At 30.9% G+C, this 26,022-nt stretch carries 20 protein-coding genes; 13 read left to right on the top strand and 7 right to left on the bottom strand.

Translation table 11 applies throughout. The features are described 5' to 3' along the window. Window positions 1–41: 41 nt before the first annotated feature. The 3 genes from V9L04_RS03540 (at window position 42) to V9L04_RS03530 (ending at window position 2,832) form a co-directional block, all read left to right on the top strand. Window positions 42–950 carry an alpha/beta hydrolase gene (locus V9L04_RS03540; protein ID WP_338792694.1) on the top strand — a complete coding sequence of 303 codons (909 nt, stop codon included), beginning with the start codon at window positions 42–44 and terminating at the stop codon, window positions 948–950. 173 nt (window positions 951–1,123) lie between these two features. Beyond that, the gene (carA, locus tag V9L04_RS03535; RefSeq protein ID WP_338792693.1) at window positions 1,124–2,233 is read left to right on the top strand and encodes a glutamine-hydrolyzing carbamoyl-phosphate synthase small subunit; all 1,110 of its coding nucleotides are present in this window, start codon (window positions 1,124–1,126) and stop codon (window positions 2,231–2,233) included. A 77-nt stretch (window positions 2,234–2,310) separates the two neighbouring features. Continuing rightward, window positions 2,311–2,832: a GNAT family N-acetyltransferase gene (locus V9L04_RS03530; protein ID WP_338792692.1), complete on the top strand. Its 522-nt coding sequence runs from the start codon at window positions 2,311–2,313 to the stop codon at window positions 2,830–2,832. Between the two features lie 94 nt (window positions 2,833–2,926). Here the strand turns inward: V9L04_RS03530 and V9L04_RS03525 are convergent, their stop codons facing one another. Both V9L04_RS03525 and V9L04_RS03520 read right to left on the bottom strand, forming a co-directional pair. Next, window positions 2,927–3,808 (bottom strand): HAEPLYID family protein, encoded by an 882-nt coding sequence (locus tag V9L04_RS03525; RefSeq protein WP_338792691.1) that lies wholly within the window; start codon window positions 3,806–3,808, stop codon window positions 2,927–2,929. An 86-nt stretch (window positions 3,809–3,894) separates the two neighbouring features. Next, on the bottom strand, window positions 3,895–4,275 hold the full coding sequence (locus tag V9L04_RS03520; RefSeq protein WP_338792690.1) for a hypothetical protein: 381 nt from the start codon (window positions 4,273–4,275) through the stop codon (window positions 3,895–3,897). 253 nt (window positions 4,276–4,528) lie between these two features. Here V9L04_RS03520 and dnaN point away from each other — a divergent pair, with 253 nt between their 5' ends. From dnaN to V9L04_RS03505, 3 genes are all read left to right on the top strand, one after another. Beyond that, on the top strand, window positions 4,529–5,650 hold the full coding sequence (gene dnaN, locus V9L04_RS03515) for a DNA polymerase III subunit beta (RefSeq protein WP_338792689.1): 1,122 nt from the start codon (window positions 4,529–4,531) through the stop codon (window positions 5,648–5,650). Window positions 5,651–5,933: 283 nt separating this feature from the next. After that, window positions 5,934–6,881 carry a hypothetical protein gene (locus V9L04_RS03510; RefSeq protein WP_338792688.1) on the top strand — a complete coding sequence of 316 codons (948 nt, stop codon included), beginning with the start codon at window positions 5,934–5,936 and terminating at the stop codon, window positions 6,879–6,881. A 77-nt stretch (window positions 6,882–6,958) separates the two neighbouring features. Then, the gene (locus V9L04_RS03505; RefSeq protein WP_338792687.1) at window positions 6,959–8,290 is read left to right on the top strand and encodes a DUF2254 domain-containing protein; all 1,332 of its coding nucleotides are present in this window, start codon (window positions 6,959–6,961) and stop codon (window positions 8,288–8,290) included. A gap of 242 nt (window positions 8,291–8,532) precedes the next feature. Here V9L04_RS03505 and V9L04_RS03500 read toward each other — a convergent pair whose 3' ends face one another. The 4 genes from V9L04_RS03500 to V9L04_RS03485 form a co-directional block, all read right to left on the bottom strand. Continuing rightward, entirely contained in the window at window positions 8,533–11,343 is a 2,811-nt protein-coding gene (locus tag V9L04_RS03500) for a T9SS type A sorting domain-containing protein (protein WP_338792686.1), read from the bottom strand. Window positions 11,344–11,507: 164 nt separating this feature from the next. Beyond that, window positions 11,508–12,551 carry an IS630 family transposase gene (locus tag V9L04_RS03495; RefSeq protein ID WP_338790635.1) on the bottom strand — a complete coding sequence of 348 codons (1,044 nt, stop codon included), beginning with the start codon at window positions 12,549–12,551 and terminating at the stop codon, window positions 11,508–11,510. 738 nt (window positions 12,552–13,289) lie between these two features. Beyond that, entirely contained in the window at window positions 13,290–14,936 is a 1,647-nt protein-coding gene (groL, locus tag V9L04_RS03490; protein WP_338792685.1) for a chaperonin GroEL, read from the bottom strand. 178 nt (window positions 14,937–15,114) lie between these two features. Further along, window positions 15,115–15,393 (bottom strand): co-chaperone GroES, encoded by a 279-nt coding sequence (locus V9L04_RS03485; RefSeq protein WP_338792684.1) that lies wholly within the window; start codon window positions 15,391–15,393, stop codon window positions 15,115–15,117. Between the two features lie 793 nt (window positions 15,394–16,186). Between V9L04_RS03485 and V9L04_RS03480 the strand changes: the two genes are divergently transcribed. From V9L04_RS03480 to V9L04_RS03460, 5 genes are all read left to right on the top strand, one after another. Beyond that, window positions 16,187–17,290 (top strand): hypothetical protein, encoded by a 1,104-nt coding sequence (locus V9L04_RS03480; RefSeq protein WP_338792683.1) that lies wholly within the window; start codon window positions 16,187–16,189, stop codon window positions 17,288–17,290. A gap of 108 nt (window positions 17,291–17,398) precedes the next feature. Beyond that, complete coding sequence (locus tag V9L04_RS03475) at window positions 17,399–17,959, top strand: TerD family protein (protein WP_338792682.1); 561 nt, start codon at window positions 17,399–17,401, stop codon at window positions 17,957–17,959. Window positions 17,960–18,090: 131 nt separating this feature from the next. Beyond that, window positions 18,091–18,726, top strand: a complete 636-nt coding sequence (locus V9L04_RS03470; protein ID WP_338792681.1) for a TerD family protein — start codon at window positions 18,091–18,093, stop codon at window positions 18,724–18,726. 100 nt (window positions 18,727–18,826) lie between these two features. Continuing rightward, window positions 18,827–19,387: a TerD family protein gene (locus V9L04_RS03465; protein ID WP_338792680.1), complete on the top strand. Its 561-nt coding sequence runs from the start codon at window positions 18,827–18,829 to the stop codon at window positions 19,385–19,387. Window positions 19,388–19,689: 302 nt separating this feature from the next. Then, a complete protein-coding gene (locus tag V9L04_RS03460; protein ID WP_338792679.1) occupies window positions 19,690–23,610 on the top strand; it encodes a DNA methyltransferase in 3,921 nt (1,306 codons plus the stop codon). A 208-nt stretch (window positions 23,611–23,818) separates the two neighbouring features. On the opposite strand, the gene V9L04_RS03455 is transcribed toward V9L04_RS03460, so the two are convergent. After that, window positions 23,819–24,628, bottom strand: a complete 810-nt coding sequence (locus V9L04_RS03455; protein WP_338792678.1) for a prohibitin family protein — start codon at window positions 24,626–24,628, stop codon at window positions 23,819–23,821. 333 nt (window positions 24,629–24,961) lie between these two features. On the opposite strand from V9L04_RS03455, the gene V9L04_RS03450 reads away from it, so the two are divergent. Both V9L04_RS03450 and V9L04_RS03445 read left to right on the top strand, forming a co-directional pair. After that, complete coding sequence (locus V9L04_RS03450) at window positions 24,962–25,285, top strand: hypothetical protein (protein ID WP_338792677.1); 324 nt, start codon at window positions 24,962–24,964, stop codon at window positions 25,283–25,285. A 63-nt stretch (window positions 25,286–25,348) separates the two neighbouring features. After that, entirely contained in the window at window positions 25,349–25,876 is a 528-nt protein-coding gene (locus tag V9L04_RS03445) for a phosphoribosyltransferase family protein (RefSeq protein ID WP_338792676.1), read from the top strand. The last annotated feature ends 146 nt before the right edge of the window (window positions 25,877–26,022 follow it).

Raw genomic sequence — 26,022 nt, 5'->3', positions numbered from 1 at the left:
TTTAAACTTTCAACCTCATTTTTTTGACTATTTAATTTATTATGATTCCTATTTCTTTTGAAAAAATTGCCTCTTTAAAACCTCTTTTTGAAGACCCAAAAAGCAGCGAACAGCAATTACTAAAAAAATATACTGATAATCGTTCTCGTTTTGTTTCCATCAATGGTTCTCTAATTCATTATAGAGAAGAAGGAACAGGCGAACCTTTAATTTTGATTCATGGAGCTTTTTCTTCGCTTCATACTTTTGAAGACTGGACAAAAACACTTTCCAAAAAATATAGAGTTATCTCATTAGATTTACCAGGTTTTGGACTTACAGGAGCAATTTCTGAAGAAGATTATTGCTTAGAGAATTATATGAACTACTTAGAAGTATTTATGGATAGATTAGATATTAAGAAATGTTATCTAGGTGGAAATTCTTTAGGAGGTTGGATTGCTTGGGAATATGCCCTCAGACACCAAAAACAAGTAGAAAAATTAGTTTTGATTTCATCAGCAGGATTTATAGATGAGGGAAGCATTCCAGCACCTTTCAAACTTGCCAAACTTCCTATGTTTGGTAAAATATTCAAATATGCACTTCAGAAACCTATTTTTGAGAAATTTGTAAAAGAAGTTTATTGTGATCAATCTTTAATTTGTCAAGAAACTATAGACCGTTATTTTGACTTTTTTACTCGTGATTGTAACATGAAAGCCTTTTTTAATATCATCAATCAAGATTTACACGATAATACCGAACAACTCAAAAATCTTTATACACCAACACTTATTATTTGGGGAAAAGATGATGCTTGGCTGCCTGCTGAAAATGCTCGTCGTTTTAGAGACTTATTACCCAACAACAGAATGTTGATTTATGAGGGTGTAGGACATGTTCCGATGGAAGAAGCTCCTCAAAAAACGGTTAAAGCAGTTTCTAAATTTTTGAGAGAAGATTTTTAAAATAATCATTCTGTAGAACACTCTTTAGAGTGTTTTGTATTGAATTTTCACACCAAATCCATCACTTTTTTGATTTTTCAAAATGGTAATGGATTTTTTTTGTACTTTTGCGTATTTGAATCTCATGAAATCTTAATCATCGTACAAACTCACAAAAGAACGAAGTTATTTTTATGGAAAATCACAAAAAAGCAATCTTACTTCTTGCAGACGGAACAAAATATGAAGGTATCGCTATTGGAAAAATAGGCACAACAGGTGGCGAAATCTGTTTTAATACAGGAATGACAGGCTATCAAGAAATTTATACCGACCCTTCTTATTTTGGACAAATTGTAATCAATACAAGTTCTCATATCGGTAATTATGGAACAATAGATGCAGAAAATGAATCTGCAAGTGTCAAAATAAATGGTCTTGTAGTTCGTAATTTTTCAGACATTCATTCTCGTTCTACGGCTGATAGTTCACTTCAAAATTACTTAGAAAAAGCTAATATTACAGGAATTGCAGAAGTTGATACTCGTGCTTTGGTACGTCATATTCGTGATAAAGGGGCAATGAATGCCATTATTTCTTCAGAAGATTTGACACAAGAAGAACTTCAAAAAAGACTTTCAGAAGTGCCTGATATGAATGGATTAGAACTTTCTTCTAAAGTTACGACAAAAGAAACGTATACAGTCGGCAATGAAAATTCAGAAATACGAGTTGCTGTTTTAGATTTTGGAATCAAAACAAATATATTGAGAAGTTTAGCGCAAAGAGGCGTTTTTTGTAAAGTATTTCCTGCTAAAACTTCTGTAAAAGAACTTTTAGAGTTTAATCCAACAGGCTTTTTCCTTTCTAATGGTCCTGGTGATCCTGCTGCAATGGATTATGCTGTCAAGACAACAAAAGAACTTTTAGAACTTGACAAACCAATTTTTGGAATTTGTTTAGGGCATCAAATTTTAGCTCTTGCTGGTGGGCTTTCTACTTACAAAATGTTTAACGGACATAGAGGACTCAATCACCCAGTTAAGAATTTAGAATTAGGAAATTGTGAAATCACTTCTCAAAATCACGGTTTTGGTGTGGACAGAGAATTATTAAACCAACAAAACGAAATTGTAGAGACACACAAAAACTTGAATGATAAAAGTGTGGCAGGAATTCGTTTTAAAAACAAAAAAGCCTTTTCAGTTCAATATCACCCAGAGTCTTCTCCTGGACCTCACGATTCTCGTTATCTTTTTGACCAATTTGTTGAGATGATGCAGAAGGAAAAAGTGATGGCTTAAATTATATTGTATTTGTAGGGAAAAGGCTTGCCTTTTCCCTTATTCAATTATGTGCAAAATGTAATTAGGAACTTAAAATGAACAAAAACCTAGAAACTAAAAGGTTACTTCTTATTGCTTCTAATCAAAATCTATTAGAATCTGCTATTGAAGGAGACAAAAAATTATCACAACAATTGGGTGTCATCGTTCCTGAAAATTGGACAGAGTTTGGTTTAGCTCCCCTACAATATGCTTTAGATAAAATCAAATCTTCAAAAGAGGAATTGGGTTGGTGGAACTATTTTGTAATTCATAAATCTGATAATAAACTTATTGGAAATTGTGGATATAGTGGGCAACCTACTGAAGAGGGAATTGTTGAAATTGGATATGAAATTAAATCAGAATACAGAAATAAAGGACTTGCAACAGAATTAGCAAACACTCTTATCGATAATGCTTTTAGTTTTGAACACGTAAATTCTATTCAAGCGCATACATTAGGGCAAGAAAACCCTTCGACAAAAGTCTTATCAAAGTGTAACTTTCAGAAAATTGAGGAATTAGAAGATGAAGCCGAAGGAATTATTTGGAAATGGAAACTACAACGAACATAAAACTGCTTTTTTAAGCTAAACAATAGCAAAATAAAATGCTTGTCAGAATATAATTCTCTGACAAGCATTTTTGATTTATAGCTTAGCCTAATTTTTAATGTTTATGAGAAGGTTCATATATCAATCGAATAAAAGAACTTAACCTTTCATTTTGTTTTTCAATTGGAATACCAGCCACAATTCCGACAATCAGATTATCAGCCAAACTGATACGCATTTGAGGACGCAGTGTAATGTATGAATTCTGGTTTTTAAAAACTTGATTGGTTTCTAATCCTATAAAATTTCTAGTGCTTGGAATCATGTAATGAAAACTAAAATTATTTTGATAAGAAAAATCAATATTTCCTCCTTCAAAATGATGCGTAAATTTACTTCCTGTATAAAGTAAGGTATGAAAATTATTCCCCCAACGTTTGGCTATCACAAAAAAAGGATTTGAAACATTACCTTGAAGAATATTATTACTCGTTATTGCATTCAAATCAGTAAATTCAATTTCATTGAGATAACCTAATGCCATAGATGTTTTGAGTTTTTCAGAAACAAAAAACGACCATTGAACAGCTGTTTTTAGGCTTTCTACACGGTGCGAAGGAGGACGAATATCATCTGTTTGAGGATTATTTCTAAAAGAAAAAGTCAATGGTATTTCAATTTCAAAACCTAAACGATTAATAGGTGCAAATTCATACTCTACAAGCAATTCATATTCATCATAGTCAAGTTTGTCTGTCAGTCCTAAGCCTATATTCCATTCTTTCTCGCCTTTTCTAGCTCCCAAATCTCTTATTAGGTCAATATATAAAGGTTCGGCATGCAAAACTTTGTCAGGTGTTTTGTCGTTTTCGACTTCTTCAATATAAAGACTATCTATAATTTGAGATAAGCTATCTTGAGCTTGTGTCTGACTTTGAGTTGAAAATGAAATAAAAAGGCATAGATACACAAATGAAAATCTTAAAAAGAGTGTCATGATTTTTTAATTTAGTTTAATAATAAAAATAGAAAAGAGATTTCATTTATTTTAAATGAAAAAAGATATTCTAAGAAAAAATTAAACTAAGCTTTTGGAGGAGGTGGTAAAATATCTTGACTTATTTCTCTGATTTGCAACTTATACAATACAAAATTAGAAGAAGTGTATAGGTTCTCAAAAAAAGAAAATTTGAGTAGAAAAGAATGAGTAATCCAATCTACTTTTTTTGAAAAAGACTCAGTTTGTGAATCAGCTTCTTCAGTATCAGGAAAAAAGTCATTTTGCTCTAAGACTGTTTCTATTACAAGTTCTAGAATACTTTCTATCTCATCTTGTTCACTCTCCCAATTAGTATTCTGATTTTGGGTAAGGTAAGTTGATGAGTTATAGGAAGGCATGTCCAAACTAAAGTTTAAGATATGCAAAGCCAAAAAAAATGTAATAATACGTATACTGGTACTCATAACTAAGGAAGGATACTATTTTCAATTACAAAATTACAAAAATAGCACTTATAAATAAAAAAAGTAGCTAAAGAAAAATCAACTCTATGATATTTTACTTTTCTGATACAGAATTCTGACTTGTATAGATTTTTTCCAAAAAAAGTAAAAGAAATTTCATTAAAGGTTATGGTATGGCATTACAAATTTTTATCTTTGTAGTCCTACAAAAAAATAATTTACCATTTAGGTTACCATTAAATACTGATACGATATGAAGTTTATTGTTTCGTCGGCTGCGCTGCTCAAACAACTCAATTCGCTGAAAGGACTTGTTCCTAGCAATCCTGTTATTCCAATTTTAGAAAACTTTTTATTTGAGATTAGTGATGGTCTTTTGCGTGTAACGGCTTCCGATTTACAAAATGCAATGACTTTAGAAACGGCTGTTGAAACAGATGAAAAAGCAAATGTAGCTGTTCCTGCTCGTATGCTCTTAGATACACTTCGCAACTTGCCTGAACAACCAATCACTTTTACGATTGATACAGAATCTCATGGCATCGAAATTTTGTCAGATAATGGGCGATATACTTTAGCTGGAGAAGATGCTGGCGATTTTCCTCGTCCTGCTGAACCAAAAAATACGACCAACTTAATGTTTTCGTCTGATGTTATTTCAAGTGCTATTTCGTATGCCCTTTTCGCTGTTAGTTCAGATGAAATGAAACCTGCTATGAATGGTATTTTTGTTAATTTATCAGATGGAAAAACAAATTTTGTAGCCACAGATTCACACCGTTTGGTGCGTTATCGTTATGAAGGAACAGAAGGAAATAGTAATTCTTCAATTATTATCCCTGGAAAAGCATTTGAGCAACTCAAAAATGCCTTACCTTCTTCTCCTCAAGAAATTCAGTTGGAATTTAATGATACAAATGTATTTTTCAATTTTGGCAATATCAAAATGGTAAGTCGTTTGATTGATGAGCGTTTCCCTGATTATGAAAACGTAATTCCGACAAGTAACGACAAAAATTTAAATATTGACCGTCAGCAGCTTTTGAGTTCTTTGAAGCGTATTTCTATCTATGCTAACAAAACATCTCAACAGATTCGTTTCAAATTAGAAAATAACAACTTGCTTATTTCAGCAGAAGATGTTGATTTTTCTAATGAAGCAAAAGAAAACTTACCTTGTGATTATGATGGTGATTCTTTAGAAATTGGTTTCAATGGCAAATTCTTGATGGAAATGTTATCTAACTTAAATTGTGATACTGTTCATTTTGAGTTTTCTGAGCCAAATCGTGCAGCTTTAATGTATCCACATGAAGTAGGAGACGAAGATGTATTGATGCTAGTTATGCCAGTAATGCTTAATAATTATTATTAATCCTAATTGTATCACAGACTTCCTAGTTTGTGTAAAATAAATAGTATTTTCTCAAAAATCCTTTATAAATTTAGATTTGTAAAGGATTTTTTTGTTATTAGTTCTAAAAGTCGTCGTGAAAAAAAAACTTCCTTTTATTTCCCATAACTAAAGTTATGGGTTTCCTCCTTCGCACTTTAATTGATTTCTATTCCTAATACACTAATTTTAAAATTATAAATGATTGATATTCAGGCACTCAAAGTCATTTATCATTCACAATTAATCATTTACCATTCCTTATATGCTTTCTCCTGTCATTTTATTCGTTTATAAGCGTTCCAATCATACTAGGCAAGTTTTGGAGGCTTTGGCTGTGTGTCAAAATTCAAAAGATACTCCTCTTATTATTTATTCAGATGGAGCAAAACCAAATGCTTCTTCAAAAGATAAAGAAGAAATTGAACAAACGAGGCAAGTTTTGAGAGATTTCAAAGAACAAAAAGAAAGTGATTTTCTGAGTATAGAAATTTATGAAGCTCAATCAAATAAAGGTTTAGCCAAATCAGTAAAAGAAGGAATTACTAAACAAATCAATAAATATGAAAAAATAATTGTTTTGGAAGATGATATTGTTCCCCAAAAAGGCTTTTTAAAATATATGAATGATGCCTTAGAAAAATATGAAAATGAAGATAAAGTCTGGGGAATTTCTGCTTCTGCTTTTCCTTTAGATAATGAAAAAATGGTAGAACAACAAACCTTTTTTCTTCCTGTAAATAGCTCTTGGGGTTGGGCTACTTGGAAAAAAACTTGGGACAAAGTTGATTTTGATATTGACAGTATTTTTCAAAAATTCAATCAAAACTCAATTACACCAAAAGAATATAACTTTGGTAGTTATTATTATTATCAAATCTTGGAAGCTCAAAAAGAGAATAAAATAGATTCTTGGGCTACTTTTTTTATGGCAACAATGTTTTTAGAAAAAGGTTGGTTCTTATTTCCTAAAAAATCATTAGTTCAAAATACAGGTTTTGATGCAACAGGAACACACTGTACTGAAGAAGATTTGTTTTTTAATACTGCTGTTAAAGATTTTGTAGAAGTAAATGAAATTCCATTTTTTATTGAAAATGAAGGAAAAAAACAAACTGAAAAAGCATTTCAAAAGCAGTTTGGAAAACCTTCTATTTTTAAAAGAATTCAGAATAAACTCAATCCTAATTCGCCTTATTTTATTTTAAAATAAAATTTCACTAACTATTTGTGCTTTGTCAAGTTGCTTTACTAAATGATTTCTTTTCCATCGTATGTTTTTTTTATTTTATGTTCAAAAGACCTTATCAGTATGTTCGTAAGACCTATTTAGCTCTTACAAATAGCATTATTTTTCTACCTTCTTTGATGGCTATTTTTTCGGTAGGACTTTCTATATTTATGATGACTTTTGAAAATTCTGAACTAAGTAAAGAAGCTAAAGAAGTTCTGAAATTTGCTTTAGTAACAGGTGCGGACAATGCTCGTTTTGTACTTAATGCCTTTATTGGAGGGATTATTTCATTGATGGTTTTTAATTTTTCAATGGTAATGGTTGTTCTAAATCAGGCAGCAACAGCTTTTTCTCCTCGTGTTGTTCCAGGGGTTTTGACAAACAAATCTTACCAAATTGTATTGGGAACATATCTAGCAACAATTCTGTACTGCCTTTTGCTTATCGTAAATATAGGAAAAACTGAAGAAGGAATTTATATTCCCCAGCTAAGTATTTTTGTAGGAATGTGCTTTGGTGTTTTGTCTCTTGTTCTGTTCATCTATTTTATTCATTCAATTTCTCGTTCAGTACAGGTAGATAATATTATTTTGATGGTTTATAATAAGACATTTAATGAGTTAGAATCAAAGAAAGTAAGTAATTATCAAGACTATCAAACCGTTTTTGATAAAGTATCAGACTGGCATACCATTATTAGTAATCAGAGTGGTTATTTTAGAGAATGTAATAGAGAAAAAATAGTTAAGTTGGCTAAAAAATATGATATTGAGTTATTTATCAACTTAGAAGAAGGTTCATTTCTTGTTATCGGAACTCCTTTATTGAAGGTAAATAAAGAAATTGGATTAGAAGCAATGAATGAAATTTTGGAAGAGTTTGTTTTTTATGATAATGAATATATTCAAGATAATTATGTTTATGGAATCAAACAACTAAGTGAAATAGCAACAAAAGCATTAAGTCCAGGGATAAATGACCCTGAAACAGCTATCCGTACAATTAATTATATGACTTTGATTTTTATAGAAAAAGCCCTGCGTGAAGGAGTTTATTGTTATACAGATAAAGAAGGAACTCAACGACTTTGGGAAGAAACTTATTCTCTTTATAATTTGATGTATCGCTATATATCTCCTATTCTTTATTATGGAAAATCTGATGTCATGGTAATGGATAGACTTTTTGCTATGATAGAATGTTTGCTTTCGGCTGAAAGAATCAAAGGTAAATTAGATATTGCTAAAATTGATTCACTTCTTTTAGAATTTCATTTTACTATCAAAGGAAATATAGAAGGCGAACAAAAAAATTACCTCAACAAAACACTTATACGTATCAATTTACTTTTAAGCTCAAGTGGTTTTCAAGTTCCTTTTTTTGAATAGAAAGTATTGTGGAAAGAGTATAATAAACAAATAAAAAGGATATTTTTAATAACGAACTCACGTTAGTAAATACAGATAAAAATAACTGTTTTTTTTAAACTATTTCAACTAATAGTATAATATTTCAATAAAAAACAGTTCATATTTATCTTCATTTGTCATAAAAATCATTTACCAATAATAGTCTACAGAAATAGTAAGAGTATAAATTTATTAATTGTCTAATAGTAGTTCTTGATGTCTTATTCTTTGATAATTTTAAAAAATCTAGTTTCATTTTCATCTGTAAATTCAATAATATATATTCCTTTAGCAAAACTTTCTAAGTTGAGAGTTCCTTTCAAAAAAGTATCTTCTTTTTGTTTTTCTTCTTGCCAAATAGACTTTCCAATCGCATCAAAAACACGAATTGTATAAGCACCTTTACTTTCTGAGGTGAGGTTATAGATAATTTTATCAGGTGTTGGGTTTGGATAAATTCCTGTTGTTTTGGATTCAATAGTGATTATAACTTCATTACTCTCTGCACTACAACTTCCTTTTCTAATAATTACAGTTACGACATCATTGGTTTTTAAAGGAGTAGAAATAGAATTTGAGTTAAAAACTGAGGAGTTTCCATTCTGAACAGAAACATCATTTATTCTAAAATCATAGTTTAAATTTTCTATATCTGAATTTGCTGTAAAAACTATATTTTCACCTTCTTCAATAGTGATTTTGGAAGCTAAAAGTTCTACATTCAATGTTTCTGTAAAAGTAATTACTATTTCATTGCTCGTTTGGGAACAACTTCCATTTGTTACAATGACTGTAATTTTATCATTACTTTTTAAAGCTTCTGATAAAGAAGCCGAAGAAAATATGTTTTGAAAGCTATTCTGAACAGAAATATCATTTATTCTAAAATCATAATTTCCATTTTGTAAATTCGCACTTACAGAAGTTCTAAAAATTATATCTGTATCTTGACAGGTCAAAGTTGTTTTTGAAGCTGAAAGAGTGACATCCAAATTTTGACTTTGAGTGAGCATAATTTTATTACTTACAGCCTCACAACTTTCATTATTTACACCCACATCAATTACATCATTATTTTTTAAAACAACAGATAAAGAAGTAGAAGAAAGCGTATTTTGAGTGCCACTTTGGACAGAAATACCATTTATTCTAAAATCATAAGTGGCATTTTGAATAGGATTTGCTGTAAAAATAATTTCTGAATCTTGACACGACAAAACTGTTTTTGTGGCTGATAGAGTTACATTTATGTTTGGAACAACTTCTATAGAAACAGAATTACTGGTTACTTCACAATTTCCACTATTTACCAAAACACTTACAATATCGCTATTAGAAATTGAATTTGAGGTAAATATATTTGAAGAAGAATTTTGAATAGAATTACCATTAATCCTAAAATCATAATTTTCAAAATCCTCATCAGCCGTAAAAATGATTTCTTCGTCCTGACAAATCGTCGTTTTGGAAGCTGAAAGATTTACATTCAAATCATTATTTATTTGAATAATAACCTCATTGCTTGTTCCTTGACAGTTTTGGCTAGAAACTGTTACGGTTATTTTATCATTATTGGAAAGCGAAGAAGATATAAATGTATCTTGAGTAGAGTTTTGAACAGAAACGCCATTTATTTTGAAATCATAGTTCAGGTTTTGTAAAGTTGGATTTGTAGCAACACTAAAAGTTACTTCTGAATTAGGACAAATGATTAGAGAAGAAGCTGAAAGAATTACCTCCAATTCTGAATTTGCAGTCATTCTAATCTGATTGCTAGTAACTGAACAACTTCCATTATCCACAACTACTTTAATCACATCATTATTTGATAAAGAAGAAGAAGCAAATATATTTTGAGTAGAGTTTTGAACAGAAACATCATTTATCTGAAAATCATAATTTGCATTATTTAGGTTTGTTCCTGTTGCTGTAAACATAATTTCTGTTTCTCCACAAGCCAAATTGGTAGAAGAAGCCGAAAGCGAAACGGTGGGTTTTGGAAGAATAGTTACTGTAATTTGGTTGCTTACAGAATTACAACCAGTATTTATTTGAGTTACTTCTACTCTATCATTGTTTGCTAATAAATTTGAAGTAAATATATTACTTGTGGTATTTTGAACAGAAACTCCATTTACTTTAAAATCATATTTAGTAGAAGAGTTTGCAGAAGAACTAGAAGTTGTAAATGTAATCGTTTCGCCTTCACATAGAGGGTTTTTAGAAGCAGATAAAGTAATTGGCGAAGAAGAAGAAACTTCCACAGCATAATTAGCTGTAGCGTCTGCACAATCATCATAAGAAGCTCTAACCGAAACAGTAGCACGCCCAGAAAAAGAAGAATTCCATGTTACTCTTCCTGTTGATGCGTTTATGATGCCTGCATTACTAGGAGATAAAGAATAGACTAAATTTGAAGTTCCACCAGAAGAAATAGAATATGTACTAACGGAGGTATTACAAACATTTTCTTCTCCATTTATTGCAATTACACCCGAACAAGGAACGATACTACAATCTGTTATTCCTGTTCCTGCTGATTGAAAAGCTGTAATATCAGTTTCTTGATTTGAATAATTAGTAATAAGCATTATCCAAATTTCTCCTCTAGCAGTAGAGGTGAAATTCATTGTTTCGGTGGGGTCAGCTGAGTAACTACAATCAACAGGAGCAATAGTTCCTATACTTAACTGATTACAAATAGTTTCTAAAGAAGATCCTGCTGCAAACGGTCCCCAAATAGCAATATCTACATCTACATTATTAATAGAAACTAGTTCAATGGTATGTGTACCTGCACTAACAATATTCATATAAAACCATGCTGGATTAGGAGTTGTAAGCAAACACTCATAATCAATTCCATAAGGAGCAGAAAGTCTATCCGTTCCTCCTGCATAGAGTAATGGGTTAGGAGAATTCGCACAAAAAGGAGAGGCATTTATACAAAGCTCATTGTCATTGACTTGTGCCTTTAAAGTAGAGCCATAAAATAAGAGTAGAAAGAATAAAAAGAAGATAGCCGTTTTCATGGAGATAATAAGATAGATAAAAGTAATTTTTTATGACTCACTACACTGTTTAATAAGTTTTATTGGGTTTTCTGTTGCTATCAGACACTTTAATTTCGTTGAGGGCTAAAGCCGTTCATAAGTGTCAGATAAAGTTTTTTAAACTGTACTGATACTTGTTATACTCAATAGAAATTGGTTTTCGAAAATTGGACGTGAAAATTAGGTGCTAAAAGTGTTTCTAGCTCATCTTTATAATCAACGATATATTCAAAAAATGCAAGGACGTTAGTCCTAAATTTTTCAAATGTATTGTAGTATTCATAATCAATTATTTTCTTTCTCATCAACTTCCAAAGTCTTTCAATTAAGTTTAAATTAGGCGAGTAGGCAGGCAAGTAAATGAGTTCTATTTTAGAGCCATATACCCAGTCTTGCACCAAATAAGATTTGAAATAGGAGGCTTGGTCTAAGACCATATACACCTTGCTTTTATCTAAATAGGCTGCTTCTACTTTATCTAAAAATTCTCTTACACTCTCTGAATCAACTGTTTCTGATTCACTAATGAGTATATCGCTTGGATTTTGAATGTTTACTGTACCTGTCAAATTTATGCGCTTTCTACCACTACTACTTTTAATTTCTCTTTCCTCTCCTGTTGGAATCCAAGCATAATTACTTCGGGTATTCCATTGAGGATGAACAGCATCTGCGTAGAGTAGAACAGCATTTTCTGAATCTAAACGCTCTATCAAAGCCTCTATATCTTCTATAAAGTGAGTTTGAAGTTCTTTATCAGCTTTAGCAGGAACTGTTTTTGTCTTTTTATAAGAAAAACCTAGACGTTTCATCAAACTAGGAAGACTTTTAATAGCGTAATCAATACCTAAATTTTCTTTTATCCAATAAGCAATAGACTGGCAGTTTTTATGCAAGTGAGAACGAAGTTCTTTATCTAAAGCTGCCAAATCAAAACTATCCAACTTACCCCAAAAACCTAAATAATTAGAAGAAATAAAACCAGAAAGACCACAGGAATTATAACTTTTTACATAATTATAAAAACTACTTAAATCAACACCTAAAAGCTCTGACAACTCTTTTGCTGACTTACCTTGGTCAAGACCTAAAAGAACAGTACAACGAATATAGTCCTTCTTTCCTGAAGAACTTTTACGATAATCTTTTAAAATATCTCGTTCAGAAATACTAAGTTGAAAATTCATAAGCTAAAAATAATCAAAATTTAGATATTTTTGAAATCTAATTACGGATGAGTATAAAGTGTCTGACAGTTATTTTTATTATTATTATTAAGGAAAACTGAAATATAAGATAATTAATTAAACCCTGTATTTATGAATATCAAAAGTAATAAAATTAAACTAATAGTGGAATAAATTACTAATTATTTGATTTTTAAACTTTAAATAATACTATTTTTACTCTACTCTAACATAAAAAACAATAGTTTATGAAATTCAACAGTCTGGAAGACTTTTACATACAAAAATAACAGTGATAAGTAATTGGGCAGAATTACATATAACAAAAAAAAGCAGAAAACACCCTCTAACTATCCCATAACTAAAGTTATGGGTTTCATTCTAAAAAAGATGCTTAATAAATAAGCTGTAAATAATTTAGCTCAATTACTTAACCTTTATTATTTTCTTCTATCAAAACTAGTTCATTATTTGCTGCTTCATTGATTTCAAAAACATTATCTTCTATGAAACTATATTTTTATCCTAAAATCCAATTTCTATTTGTTTTGATGATTATCTCACCAACGAATTTTAGAAAATGAAAGACTATTTAATTCGTAAGGACAGGTTTATTTATCAAAATACAAAAAAGTCATTCCCTCCTTTTTCAAAGAAGAAATGACTTTTTAAGTTTTGTAGCGTACATTTCAAAAGAGAATGCTAAAAATACGCTGCAAGTTTTTAAGGAAATGATTCTTACATCATTCCACCCATGCCACCCATACCAGGAGCAGAAGGCATAGCTTCTTTCTCTTCTGGATCATCTGCAATTACACACTCAGTAGTAAGTAAAAGAGAAGCAATAGAAGCAGCATTTTCAAGAGCTAAACGAGAAACTTTAGTTGGGTCAAGAACACCAGCAGCTACTAAGTTTTCGTATTTATCTTCACGAGCATTGTAACCAAAATCGCCTTTTCCTTCTCTTACTTTCTGTACAATTACAGAACCTTCAAGACCTGCATTCGAAACGATAGTACGAAGAGGAGCTTCAAGAGCTTGACGGATAATGTTTACACCTGTTTCTTGGTCTTGGTTTTCGATGCCATTTTTACCAACAACAAAGTCATTCAAAGAATCCAAAGAACGGATAAATGCTACACCACCACCAGGTACTACACCTTCTTGTACGGCTGCACGAGTTGCGTGTAATGCGTCATCTACTCTGTCTTTTTTCTCTTTCATTTCTACTTCTGTAGCTGCACCGATATAAAGGATTGCAACACCACCAGCTAATTTAGCCAAACGCTCTTGCAATTTCTCACGGTCATAATCAGAAGTTGTTTTCTCAATTTGAGATTTGATTTCGTTGATACGACGTTTGATGTTATCGCTTTCGCCAGCACCATTGATAATTGTAGTATTGTCTTTGTCGATAGTGATTTTTTCAGCACGTCCTAAGTAAGACACTTCTGCACTTTCTAATTTGTAACCACGCTCTTCGCTGATAAGTGTACCACCTGTAAGAGTAGCAATATCTTCCAACATAGCTTTACGACGGTCACCAAAACCTGGAGCTTTAACAGCAGCAATACGGAGAGCACCACGAATTTTGTTTACTACCAAAGTAGCCAATGCTTCGCCATCAACATCTTCTGAAATGATAACCAAAGGTTTACCACTTTGAGCAACTTGTTCCAAAATAGGAAGAAGTTCTTTCATAGAAGAGATTTTTTTGTCATAAATTAGAATATAAGCATCTTCTAATTCAACTTCCATTGTTTCTGTATTAGTAACAAAATAAGGAGACAAATAACCACGGTCAAACTGCATACCTTCAACAGTTTTTACTTCTGTTTCAGTACCACGAGCTTCTTCTACTGTGATTACACCATCTTTACCCACTTTATCCATAGCATCAGCAATCATTTTACCGATTTCCATGTCATTGTTTGCAGAGATTGCACCTACTTGAGCAACTTCTGAAGACGATTTGATTGGATTAGATTGAGATTTCAAACTCTCAACTACTTTGATTACAGCTTTGTCCATACCACGTTTCAAATCCATTGGATTTGCACCAGCAGCAACATTTTTGATACCTGCATTAAAGATAGCTTGAGCCAAAACAGTTGCAGTTGTAGTACCATCACCAGCCATATCAGCCGTTTTTGAAGCTACTTCTTTTACAAGCTGTGCACCCATATTTTCGATAGGGTCTTTCAAATCAATTTCTTTGGCAACTGTTACACCATCTTTAGTAACTGAAGGTGCACCAAATTTTTTGTCGATAACTACATTACGACCTTTAGGTCCTAAAGTTGTTTTTACTGCGTTTGCCAAAGCATCAACGCCTTTTTTAAGTCTTTCACGAGCTACTGTATCGAATACTACTATCTTAGCCATAATATTTTGAATGTTTTTTTTGTTCTATTAAAATTTTTTGTAGAAATGTGTTTTTATGAAATTGAATAGATAGAATTTGATAAATCAAATTGCTACTTGTCTAAAAAATAAATCCATAAAAAAATCTAACATTTTTGTTTGCCGTTGTTGGTGTCTCCACCAATGACTTATTGTTTAATTAAACAACTGCATAAATGTCAGATTCACGCATGATAAGGTAATCTTGTCCTTCTACATTGATTTCTGTACCTGAATATTTACCATAAAGAACGTTATCACCTACCTTTACAGTAATTGGTTCGTCTTTTTTACCATTTCCTATTGCGATTACTTTTCCACGTTGTGGTTTTTCTTTTGCCGAATCAGGAATGATGATTCCACTTGCCGTTTTTTCTTCTGCTGCATCAGGAGCAACCAATACACGGTCTGCTAAAGGACGAATATTTACATCAGCCATAGTTGTCTAGTTTATTTAATAGTGAATGAATACATAATTTTTATGTCATCACGCTTATCTTATTAAACTCTATTTTGAGTTTGTTTGATTTTGTATGTGACACTTTCGTTGTAGTCTTTACATACAATATGCCAATACCAAAAATGATTTTTTGAGTGTAAATTTTGTCTTTTTGTGTCGTTTTGATTTTAGTTTTACTGCCATTTTGTCGGTTTGTTTTCAATGTTTAGTATGTCATTTTTGCTTGGCTGATATTTCTTGTGGAAGTCGTCGGTGTTCTTAACATAGCCATAAGGCTATTGAGAAATTTTGATTTTTACTCCGTTAGGAGTAGATAAAAACAGAAAAGTTAAAAATCATTTACTCCGTAGGAGTTGTATATTGGTCGCATTTTGTATTAAAAATCTTGAAGTCCTACCAATATGTAGTTCCTAACAGAACAGAAAGACAAATAAATTTTTTACCTTACCACAAAAATCATCAGACAACTATTTCTTTTACTCTGTTCCAAGATAAATAAGCAAAGGTATTGTTCTAGTTAGAAAATAAAGTAGTGTCATGTGTGATTACAACTTTCTGTAAATCAGTTGATTAATGAATTTGATGTTCATTAAGTTTGTTTTTTTTTAGATTTTTCCTATCCTTTTTAACATTTTTGCGTATAACAACATACATACAAGGTGTATAAACCTCTTTAAATAGTTCTATCTTTATTATCATTCATCTATTAAATTTTAACTACTTTGATGTGATACAAACTTAATTTTTGTATGCCATTATTCTCAAAAAAACTATGTGGAAAAGAATCAGCAGAATTTTGCAAGTCAATGAAGAACATGCTCGTATAGAGCAAGAAAAAGCAGAAAGAGGAGATGCAAGTCAAATCTTTAAATTGGCAATTGTGCAAATTGAACAAGCTATCCAAAAAAATAGTGTCATTTGGGAAAACGTCAGGAAAAATAAAGAAGAATTATATCAAAAAATAGAACAAATAAAATATGCCATTCAGCAAGAAGAAACGGCTTTGCAGTATGCTCTAAGAAGTAAAAATAAATCACTTGCTAGTTCGCATATTCTTCAAAAAGAAAATCTAGAAAAACAAAAGAGAGAATTCGAAACACTTTATAATAATGTGTTACAGACTTGGCAGCAAATGCAACTTCAAAAGCAAAAGCTGACTTTACAACTACAAGAATTAAAAACAAAAGAAGTTTTACTCATCAACAAACTTCAAAACGCAAAAAATCAACGAGAACTACAATTAGTGCTTGATGATTTAGAGATTTCTAATGAAATAGATTTATTTGAAGATAAAGTAAATCAGGCACAAATTGAAGTGGATTTGGTAGATGGTGTTTTGGATATCGAAAATCAAATTGATGGACTAGAAGCTAATTCTTTACAAGATATAGATGAAAAAATAAATAAGAAATTCGAAAACTATCAACAACAAGAACAAGAGAAAATTCAAGAAAAACAGAGAAAAAGAATTGAACAGCTTTTCAGTAGAAACGAAAATAAAACGCAGCAGCAAAAGCAAAATGAGAAAAAACAGTTAGAAGAAAAACGAAAGAATCTTTTAGAACAGTTCAAGACAACACATATAAAAACAGTAAATAATACAGAAAATAAAAACCTAGAAGACGAAATTAAGGCACATTTTGAGAAGGAAAATAAAGCAACAGAAAACAAATCCGATATTTTAAATAACTTTTTTTCTCAAAGTAAAAACGTAGAAAATGATTCTACCAAAGATGTCAAAAAATCAGTTATAAATGATTTTTTTGAAAAGGATGAGAAAGTAGAAAAAAAGAAAGAAATGCCTAAACAAGAATCAAAAAAAACACAAGAACAACTCAGTAAAGAAGAACAAATGAAAAAATTTTTTGGTAAATAATTATCTATTCAGTTGAAAAACGGTAATAATAGAAAAATATTTACTATGTTTTAACAACGTACAATCTAAATTTATTTATTCAATTTCACACTTAAAATAACTCGAAAAATGGCAATTTCGCTAAAAAAAGGAGGACGTTTCAACCTCTCTAAAAACGAACCTAGTTTAGAAAAAGTAATGGTCGGACTTGGCTGGGAAATGAAGTCAGGTGTAAAATTAGACCTTGATGTATCTGTTTTTATGGTAGGAGCTTCTGGTAAAGTGCCTGCTGACGAATATTTTGTTTTTTACAATAACCTCAAATCGCCAGATGGTTCTATTCAGCACACAGGCGATAACCGAACTGGTGATGGTGAGGGTGATGACGAAATGGTTTTGGCAAACTTGCCTCTTGTTTCATCAGATGTAAATGAACTTATTTTTGTGGCTTCTATTCATGAAGCTGCTGCTCGTCGTCATAATTATGGAATGTTGAAAGATGCTTATATCAGAATTGTTGATGTGAGTTCGGATAGAGAAATTTTACGTTATGATTTAGATGAAGAATTCTCTTCAAATACAGATGTAGAGTTTGGAAGATTAGTTAGAGAAAATGGCGAATGGTCGTTTATAGCTTCTGGAGTAGGTGAAAATGGAGGTTTACAGGCATTTTTAGACAAATACGCTTAAATAAATTTAGAAGTCAGAAGTTAGATTTTAGAATTAATGACAAATTTCTAATTTCATTCTGACTTCTAAAATCTAACTTTATATCATTGCATTTAATTCTAAATTCATAATTCTAAAATCTAAATTTATATATGAGTATTTCATTAAATAAAAAAACAGGTATTAATCTCAAAAAAGGAAGTTCTATTTCCTTAGAAAAAGCTGGTAAAACTTATGACCGAATTTGTATCGGAGTAAACTGGGGAATGATAAAAACAAAACAACTTTTTGGTTTGGTTTCTAGCAATGAAAGTGTAGATTTGGATGGAAGTGTTGCCATTTTTGATAAAGACGGAAACCGAATTGATTTAGTTTATTATTCTTCACTTGTTTCTAAAGATAAAGCTATCGTTCATAGTGGCGATGATAGAGAAGGTGATAGCAAAACAGATGATTTCGACAATGAAATCATTGAAATCGAACTCAACAAAATTAATGTAGAAGCAACCCAACTTATCTTCTTTTTAAACTCATACAAAGGACAAGATTTTGCAGAAATTCCTTATTCTAAGATTCGAATTTTTGAAGGAAATAGAAGAGAAGTAAGAGAAGTTTTAGCTACATTTAATTTGTCATCTGAACCAAAATTTGCAGGGCATACCTCAATGGTTATGGGAAAAATGATACGACATGCTTCTGGAAAATGGGAGTTTAAAGCCATTGGAGAAGCTATTGCTGCACCTCAGATAAGCCAAACATTAGATATTATTGCTGATGAATATTTATAAAACCAATTTAGAGTTCTGAATTTAGAAGGTAGAACTAATTTCAATACCCTTCAATTTAGAATTCTAAATTCATACTTCTAAAATCTAAATTTATTAAAATATGTCAATCAAACTCACAAAAGGAAGTACACTTAATTTAACAAAAAAAGAACCTAGCTTAGAAAAAATAATGATAGGATTAGGCTGGGATATGAAAACATCTAACAAACTAGATTTGGATGTATCTATGTTTATGATTGGAAAAAATGGAAAACTTATTTCGGATGAATATCTAGTTTTTTATAATAATTTGAAATCTCCTGATGGCTCTGCTCAACATTTGGGCGATAATCGAACAGGCGACGGCGATGGAGATGACGAAATGATTTTGGTCAATCTTGCTACCATAAATCCTGAAGTAACAGAACTTATTTTGGCTGTCACTATTCACGAAGCTGCGACCCGTCGTCATCATTTTGGACTTTTAAAGGATGCTTATATTCGTATTGTAGATGTCAAAACGGATAGACAAATACTGATTTATGACCTAGACGAAGAATTTCCAAATGATACTGATGTAGAGTTTGGAAGACTTGTAAAACAAAATAATGAATGGTCTTTTGTAGCTTCTGGAGTTGGAAACCGTGAAGGTCTGCAAGGCTATGTAGATAAATATGCTTAGAGCAAGTTTAGAAATAATGTCTTTTAGTTTATGTCTGTTTCGTCGGTGAGACACCGACAACAGCAAGATTTTTATTAATCACAAAACAGCTTCAGTAAGTTTTTACTTCAAGCTGTTTTTTTATATCAATGCCGTTGTTGGTGTTTTAGCGACAGCGACACCAACAACCACAAAAAGACTAAAAATAGACTATATTGTTTTTGTAAATTTGTTCCAACTTTTTTTGTTATGGCAAAAGACCAATAGTAAAAATCACTATCTTTGAATCTATATTAGAAAAATAATTCGATTGATACAATAAAATGGATAATACAGCTTATTTCGCACAGTTTACAGATAACACCTATTTCAATGCGTATTTTTTAGAATACGAAATGAAGAATTATTTTGATAGAGACTATAAAAAAGACTGCCAAAAAGCATTTGAAAATATAAAAATTCTTTACAACAAATTAAATATTGTAGAGCTTTCAGAAGCGCAACTGGAAGACAAATTTGTAAAAGCGATTTTGATAGAAATTGGATATGGTTATACCTATCAAATCACAAAAAAAGTATTTGGAAAAATTCATAAACCTGATTTTGCCCTTTTTGAAAGTGAGGAAGTAGAACGAATAAGTGGAGGAAAAGACAAATCTAGTATAGAAAATATTTTGGCTTTGTGTGAATCTAAAGCCTATAAAGTGAATTTGGATAATAGAGAAACAACAACTAAAAATCCACATTTTCAGCTTCTGCGTTATCAATCTGATTTGAGAATCAATTATGGGTTTCTTACAAATGGACAAAAATGGCGTTTTTATGATATTACAAATCCAAAACAAGACAAAATTTATTTCGAAATTGACTTAGAATGGATTATTCAGAATGACGATTACAGAGCTTTTGAGTATTTTTATTATAATTTTCACAAAGAACAAATACTCAAACTTTACAACAAAGAAAGAGGAATTGCTACAAAAGAAAAAACATTTTCAGAGCTAAATCAAGAATACATCTTGGAAGTAGAAAAAGACCTCAAAGAGCTTATCTATGGTAAAGATTCTATTATTGAAATGATTGGACAGCGACTTTTTGCTCGTTATGGCAATGAGTATTCTATAAAAGAAATTTATGCTAACTCTCTTACTTTTGGATTTCGTCTTTTATTTGTAGCTTATTTTGAAGGACAGTTTCGAAATCCTGTCTTTGGTATGGAGGCAGTAGATGAGTTTCACCCTCTACGAAATTTATTAGCGTTTGTCAAAATGGATAAACACTTGCCTGAAAAGCACAATGGTTGGAATATGATGAAACACTTTTTTGATTATCTCAATTATGGAAATATCGATTTGGAAATGCCTCTTCTCAATGGGGGTTTGTTTGCAGAACATAAAGCTCCACTACTCAAACTTCCTTTGGTACTGAGCAATAAAGATATAGAACAAATTCTGACTTTACTTTTGTATCATAAAGGCGATGAATTGTTTCAAGCATATAGAGATTACAAAACGCTTTCGGTTACACATCTAGGAAATATTTATGAAGGGCTTTTAGAATCCGAATTTAGACAGGCGTTTGAAGGAACATATTACCTTACTTTTTTAGATGGCAAAACAGAAAAAGAAGGCTATTTTGATAGTTATGATTATCAAGAAAAAAAGAAAAATAAGAAAATTACGATTTTGGAAGAGCGTTTTTATAAAAATGATGAACTCTATCTTTCCAATCAGTCTGGAAACCGAAAAACGACAGCTTCTTATTATACGCCACAAGATATTACACATTTTATGGCTGAGGAATCTATCCAAAAATTACTAAAAGAAAATGAAGAAAAAAAGAAAAGTATTTTAGATTTGCGTTTGATGGATAACGCTTGTGGAAGTGGACATTTTTTGATTGCTTCTTTAGATGTTCTGACCAGTGAAGCACTCAAACGAATAGAAAATGGAACAGATAAAAAACTAGAACAAACCATAGAAACTGAGAAAATAACTATTCTCCAAACACTTTCTCAGCTCAATCCAATTGAATATCACCAAATAGACGAACTCAGAATTTTGAAAAGAATACTGCTCAAAAAAATCATTTTTGGAGTAGATTTGAATGAGTTTGCTATCGAACTTACTCGCCTTTCACTTTGGTTAGATACGTTTATTTTGGGTACACCTCTTAGTTTTATTGAGCATCATATCAAAAAAGGAAATGCGCTTGTTGGAGCAAGAAAAGAAGAGTTATATAAAAGTTTGCAGACTGATAATAATTTGTTTGCAGACTCTTTTAAAAACAAAGTAGCCAAAATTATTGAAGATTTATCGCAGCTTTCTAATCTAAAAGATACGACAGCCGAAGAAATAGCACAATCCAAAGCAATTTATAAAGAGCTAGAACCTTCTTTGCAACAGCTCAATTTGGCTATGAATTTTCATACCTACAAGCGTTTTGTTCCTTTCATTTTTGAGAGCAAAGCCGAAGCACAAAAAGAATTGGATTTGCTAAATGCCACTTTGACTGATTTTGAGGATAAAATATTCAATAAAAAAAATGGGGCTTTAGTGGAACGCATCGAAAAAACAGCCGAAAAATTTAGTTTCTTCAATTATGAAATTAGTTTTGCCGAAGTATTCCAAAATGGACATAGAGGTTTTGATTTGATTATCGGAAATCCACCTTGGGACAAAACAAAATTTAGTGATGCTGATTTTTTCTCTATGTGGAGAAGTTCGTACCGAACAATGAAAAACAAAGAAAAGGCAGCCACTCGCCAAAACGTTTTGGATTATAAAGGAATTCAGAACGAATACGATACAAAAAAGGATTTTGTAGTTTTTGCAAATGAATATTATAAAAATTATTATCCTCATAATGCAGGTGTGGGAGATAATAATTTATTTCGTTTTTTCATCGAACAAAATCTAGGTTTGCTAACCAAAGACGGAACACTGACTTATATTACTCCGTCAGCTTGGATTTATGAAGACTCTTCAATCAATATCAGAAAACATATTTTTGAAAACTATCAATTAGAATTTTTCTATCAATTTGAAAATAAAAAAGCCATTTTTCCTGACGTTCATCGTAGTTACAAATTTGCTGTTTTTCAGATTACTCAATTAGATAAGAGTAAAGAAAAACGAAAAACACTGCCTGTTCGTTTTATGCAAACGGATACAGAAATTCTCTACAAAACAGAAACTTACGATGGCAGAAAAGGAATTTTAGAATATCCGTACGAAGATATTTATACGCTTTCACCATTGCATCACGCCCTTTTCGAAATCAAAGACCAAAAAGATTTGGACATTATTCGAAATGCCTATAAGCGTTTTGATATAATAAATCCAGATTATATTGATTTTAGAAGAGAATTAGATATGACGAATGATAAAAATTTATTTCAAGAGCAAAAAGACGAAATGGTTTTGTATGAAGGAAAAATGATTCATCAATACACCAATAATTTAGCGCAGCCCAATTATTGGATAAAGAAAGATGAATTTGAAGCAAAACTTATCAAAACAGAAGTTAGTAGATTAATAAAGGATATTTCTGAATATATTCCTTTAGAAAAAAGACTCTCTACAAAAAAAAATAGTGTTCTGAGTTTTTTAGGATTGAATGAAGAAGAAGAATTAGAACAGTTTGTAGTTTTGAATAGTGAATATTACCGTTTAGTTTTCAGAGATATTGCAAGTAATACAAATATCAGGAGTATTATTTGTGGAATAATTCCTCCCCAAAATACGTATGGAAATACGCTACAAGGTTCTATTCCTAAAAGATATATTTTCAAAAATGGAAAAGTAGAAATTGAAGAATTTTCTTTTGAAAAATTACTTTTTGTTCAAGCTATTCTGAATAGTTTGGTTGTAGATTATATTATTCGTTTTCTGATTGATATTCATGTGAATAAAACCTATTTAATGCGTCTTCCTATTCCACAGCCAAGTGATGCCGAGCTTTCAGAAAATAAAACCTATCAAACACTTATCAAAAATGCGCTTTTATTGAATCTTTCGAATACTACAAACTTAGAAGAGCTAAAAGATAAAGTAAATTTTGAAGTCAAAAAATCAGAAATTCCAACTACTCAAAAACAAAAAGACAAGCTACAAGCTGAAAATGATTTACTAATTGCAGACCTCTATGGACTTACAAAAGAACAAGTCAAACATTTGACTTCTCCAGCTTATTTCAAGATTCTGAATGATAAAAATAAGTCTTATTTGTCTTTGTTGTTTTAAAGACTAAATACAGTAAACGTTATCACGGTTATTTACAGGTCTAATAATCAATTAGTTAGAAAAAAGAAAAACACTCTTATGTTTCCATAGCGACAGGTTTGCAAACCTGTCGCTATGGAAAAATAAACATTACTAAATTAACCGTGATAACGTTTAGTATTTCAAAAATAACTTACTTTTGAAATATTGTATATTAAACTGAGAATGATTAATCTCCATCTTCATTTATCAAAAAAGGAGTTTTTCCGTTTGTGATAATTACTTTTGCATTATTGGATTTTGAAAGGTCTTTAAATGCTTCTATACTCAAATATTTTAGAGCTATTTCATTAAGTGATTCACTAATAATTTTTTGAGCATCACGAATTCCTTCGGCTTCAATTTTCATTCGTTCGGCTTCTTGCCTTTGACGTTCCAAAACAAATTTCATAGTTTGAGATTGTTGTTCGGCTTGTAATTTCTCTTCTATGGTTCTAGAAAGTTGAGCAGGTAAAATAATACTTTTTAAAAGAATAGACTCTACCTTAAAACCTCTATCTCCCAAACGCTCTGTCATTTTTTCAGCAATAGCAGTTTCTATTTGATGGCGTTCTGAAGTATATAAATCTTTGGCTGCAAACTGTGCTGTTACATCAGCTACTGATGAGCGAAGTACACTCATAATTATGTTTTCGCCATTTTTTACTCCTACTGTTTGCACTACTTGTAAGGCATATTTTTCTTCAATATGAAACAATACCGACAAATCACAACTAATATTCAGACCCTCTTTTGTAGGTAAGGAAGTAAGAGAAGCATACATATTTATTGTTCGGGTCGGAACTTTAACAATCTTACTAAAAAAAGGATTATGCAAATACATCCCAGGTTGTCGAACTCCTCCGATTATTTTTCCAAAACGCTGTTTTACTCCCACTTCTCCTGGTCGGACAATGCCACAGGAAGAAAGAGAAAAGGAAAAAACAATAAGAAATAAAAGAGATAAAATAAATTTTGAATTGAGTTTGTGATAGTTCATTGTAGTAGAATTTTAGTGGTAAAATGGAATTAGAGTTTTTGTTTCCTCAACAACAGCTTTATGCCTCATTGAAGGTTGAGAGATAAACAGAACAATTAAGTTTTCTATATTTTCTAATACGGCAAAAACGTAGAAAAGTATGTGCAACAAATAACTTATTTTTGAAAAACTGACTTTTAATAATTTTTATTTAATCAATAAATAGACTTAAATAAGTATTTTATGATTTAAAAACCAACTTTTGTAAAAATTATAAGAATTCTTGTTTACAATCATTTTCTGTTACATTTAGCTTTTAGTCAATCAGTATTTGTAACTAAAGACGTAGAAAAAATGAAATATCTTAGATTAGTTTTAGTCATTGTTTTTAATGCTTTGTGGATTTCTTATATAGAACCAGTACACAATTTTTTCTTGATTGTAGAAATACTTGTTTGCTCAACTTTAGCCTTCGGAATTACCTTTGCTATATCTAGTAAAAAAAGTAAAAATAGAATCTTTATTTGGGCTTTGTTTTATGGTTCATTACTCTCTTTGATTTTGTTTTTAGTGCTTTCATTTTTAGCTTTTGTAGCTCTTTTAATAACAGTTTATTATTTTCTTGAAATTTTATCTTCCTTTTTTGACAAATTAGATGCGCTTGGTAAAATGTTGTAATAAAAAAAATAGTATCTTAGTCTATCCAAATCAAAACTATTCTCAATTAAAAAATAACTGATTTTGCAATCCTCAACTAAACTAAATCAAACAGAAGGTCAAATCCTTAATTCTGAACAAACAAAGCAAAAAATACGCAGACTAGCCTTTGAGATTTATGAAGAAAATTTTGAAGAAAAAACGCTCATTTTGGCAGGAATTGAAGGAATGGGAATGCTTCTGACAAAAGAACTAGCCAAAGAACTAGAACAAATATCGCCTTTAGAGATAATACAAATCTGTATTCGATTAGACAAACTTCAACCTACTCAAAGCGAAGTAGTCTTAGATTGTGAAACATCTGTTTTCGAAAACCAATCTATTATTTTGATAGATGATGTTTTGAATACAGGCAGAACCCTTGCCTATAGTCTTCGTCCGTTTTTAAAAGTAAGAATTAAGGAACTTCATACAGCAGTTTTGATAGATAGAGGACATCATTCTTTTCCCATTGCAGCCGATTTTGCTGGGCTTCGGTTATCTACCACTTTGCAGGAACGAATTGAAGTAATCTTAGATAATGAAAAAAAATATGGTGTTTATTTGCATTAGCCTAAAAAAATTCGGATTTTAAAGGACATTTCAAAATAAATCTATTTTTGATTCTGAATTAGTTTGAAAATGACCTGTAAAAGTAATATCTTGTATCACTAATAGCATTACTATAGTTTAGTAGATACATTTATAATTGCTTTGTT

This window comes from Bernardetia sp. MNP-M8, from assembly GCF_037126285.1.
GTDB lineage: Bacteria > Bacteroidota > Bacteroidia > Cytophagales > Bernardetiaceae > Bernardetia.
Note: the sequence above shows the minus strand (reverse complement) of the source record. Positions and strands in the feature narration are given on the sequence as shown.

Bases quoted from the DNA above. Each gene is read 5' to 3' on its own strand.
- V9L04_RS03510 (WP_338792688.1), top strand. From the start codon at position 5,934: ATGCTTTCTCCTGTCATTTTATTCGTTTATAAGCGTTCCAATCATACT.
- groL (WP_338792685.1), bottom strand. From the start codon at position 14,936: ATGGCTAAGATAGTAGTATTCGATACAGTAGCTCGTGAAAGACTTAAA.
- V9L04_RS03540 (WP_338792694.1), top strand. From the start codon at position 42: ATGATTCCTATTTCTTTTGAAAAAATTGCCTCTTTAAAACCTCTTTTT.
- V9L04_RS03500 (WP_338792686.1), bottom strand. From the start codon at position 11,343: ATGAAAACGGCTATCTTCTTTTTATTCTTTCTACTCTTATTTTATGGC.
- V9L04_RS03455 (WP_338792678.1), bottom strand. From the start codon at position 24,628: ATGAACTATCACAAACTCAATTCAAAATTTATTTTATCTCTTTTATTT.
- V9L04_RS03450 (WP_338792677.1), top strand. From the start codon at position 24,962: ATGAAATATCTTAGATTAGTTTTAGTCATTGTTTTTAATGCTTTGTGG.
- V9L04_RS03520 (WP_338792690.1), bottom strand. From the start codon at position 4,275: ATGAGTACCAGTATACGTATTATTACATTTTTTTTGGCTTTGCATATC.
- dnaN (WP_338792689.1), top strand. From the start codon at position 4,529: ATGAAGTTTATTGTTTCGTCGGCTGCGCTGCTCAAACAACTCAATTCG.
- V9L04_RS03470 (WP_338792681.1), top strand. From the start codon at position 18,091: ATGAGTATTTCATTAAATAAAAAAACAGGTATTAATCTCAAAAAAGGA.
- V9L04_RS03485 (WP_338792684.1), bottom strand. From the start codon at position 15,393: ATGGCTGATGTAAATATTCGTCCTTTAGCAGACCGTGTATTGGTTGCT.
- V9L04_RS03480 (WP_338792683.1), top strand. From the start codon at position 16,187: ATGTGGAAAAGAATCAGCAGAATTTTGCAAGTCAATGAAGAACATGCT.
- V9L04_RS03475 (WP_338792682.1), top strand. From the start codon at position 17,399: ATGGCAATTTCGCTAAAAAAAGGAGGACGTTTCAACCTCTCTAAAAAC.
- V9L04_RS03530 (WP_338792692.1), top strand. From the start codon at position 2,311: ATGAACAAAAACCTAGAAACTAAAAGGTTACTTCTTATTGCTTCTAAT.
- V9L04_RS03465 (WP_338792680.1), top strand. From the start codon at position 18,827: ATGTCAATCAAACTCACAAAAGGAAGTACACTTAATTTAACAAAAAAA.
- V9L04_RS03525 (WP_338792691.1), bottom strand. From the start codon at position 3,808: ATGACACTCTTTTTAAGATTTTCATTTGTGTATCTATGCCTTTTTATT.
- V9L04_RS03460 (WP_338792679.1), top strand. From the start codon at position 19,690: ATGGATAATACAGCTTATTTCGCACAGTTTACAGATAACACCTATTTC.
- V9L04_RS03505 (WP_338792687.1), top strand. From the start codon at position 6,959: ATGTTCAAAAGACCTTATCAGTATGTTCGTAAGACCTATTTAGCTCTT.
- V9L04_RS03495 (WP_338790635.1), bottom strand. From the start codon at position 12,551: ATGAATTTTCAACTTAGTATTTCTGAACGAGATATTTTAAAAGATTAT.
- carA (WP_338792693.1), top strand. From the start codon at position 1,124: ATGGAAAATCACAAAAAAGCAATCTTACTTCTTGCAGACGGAACAAAA.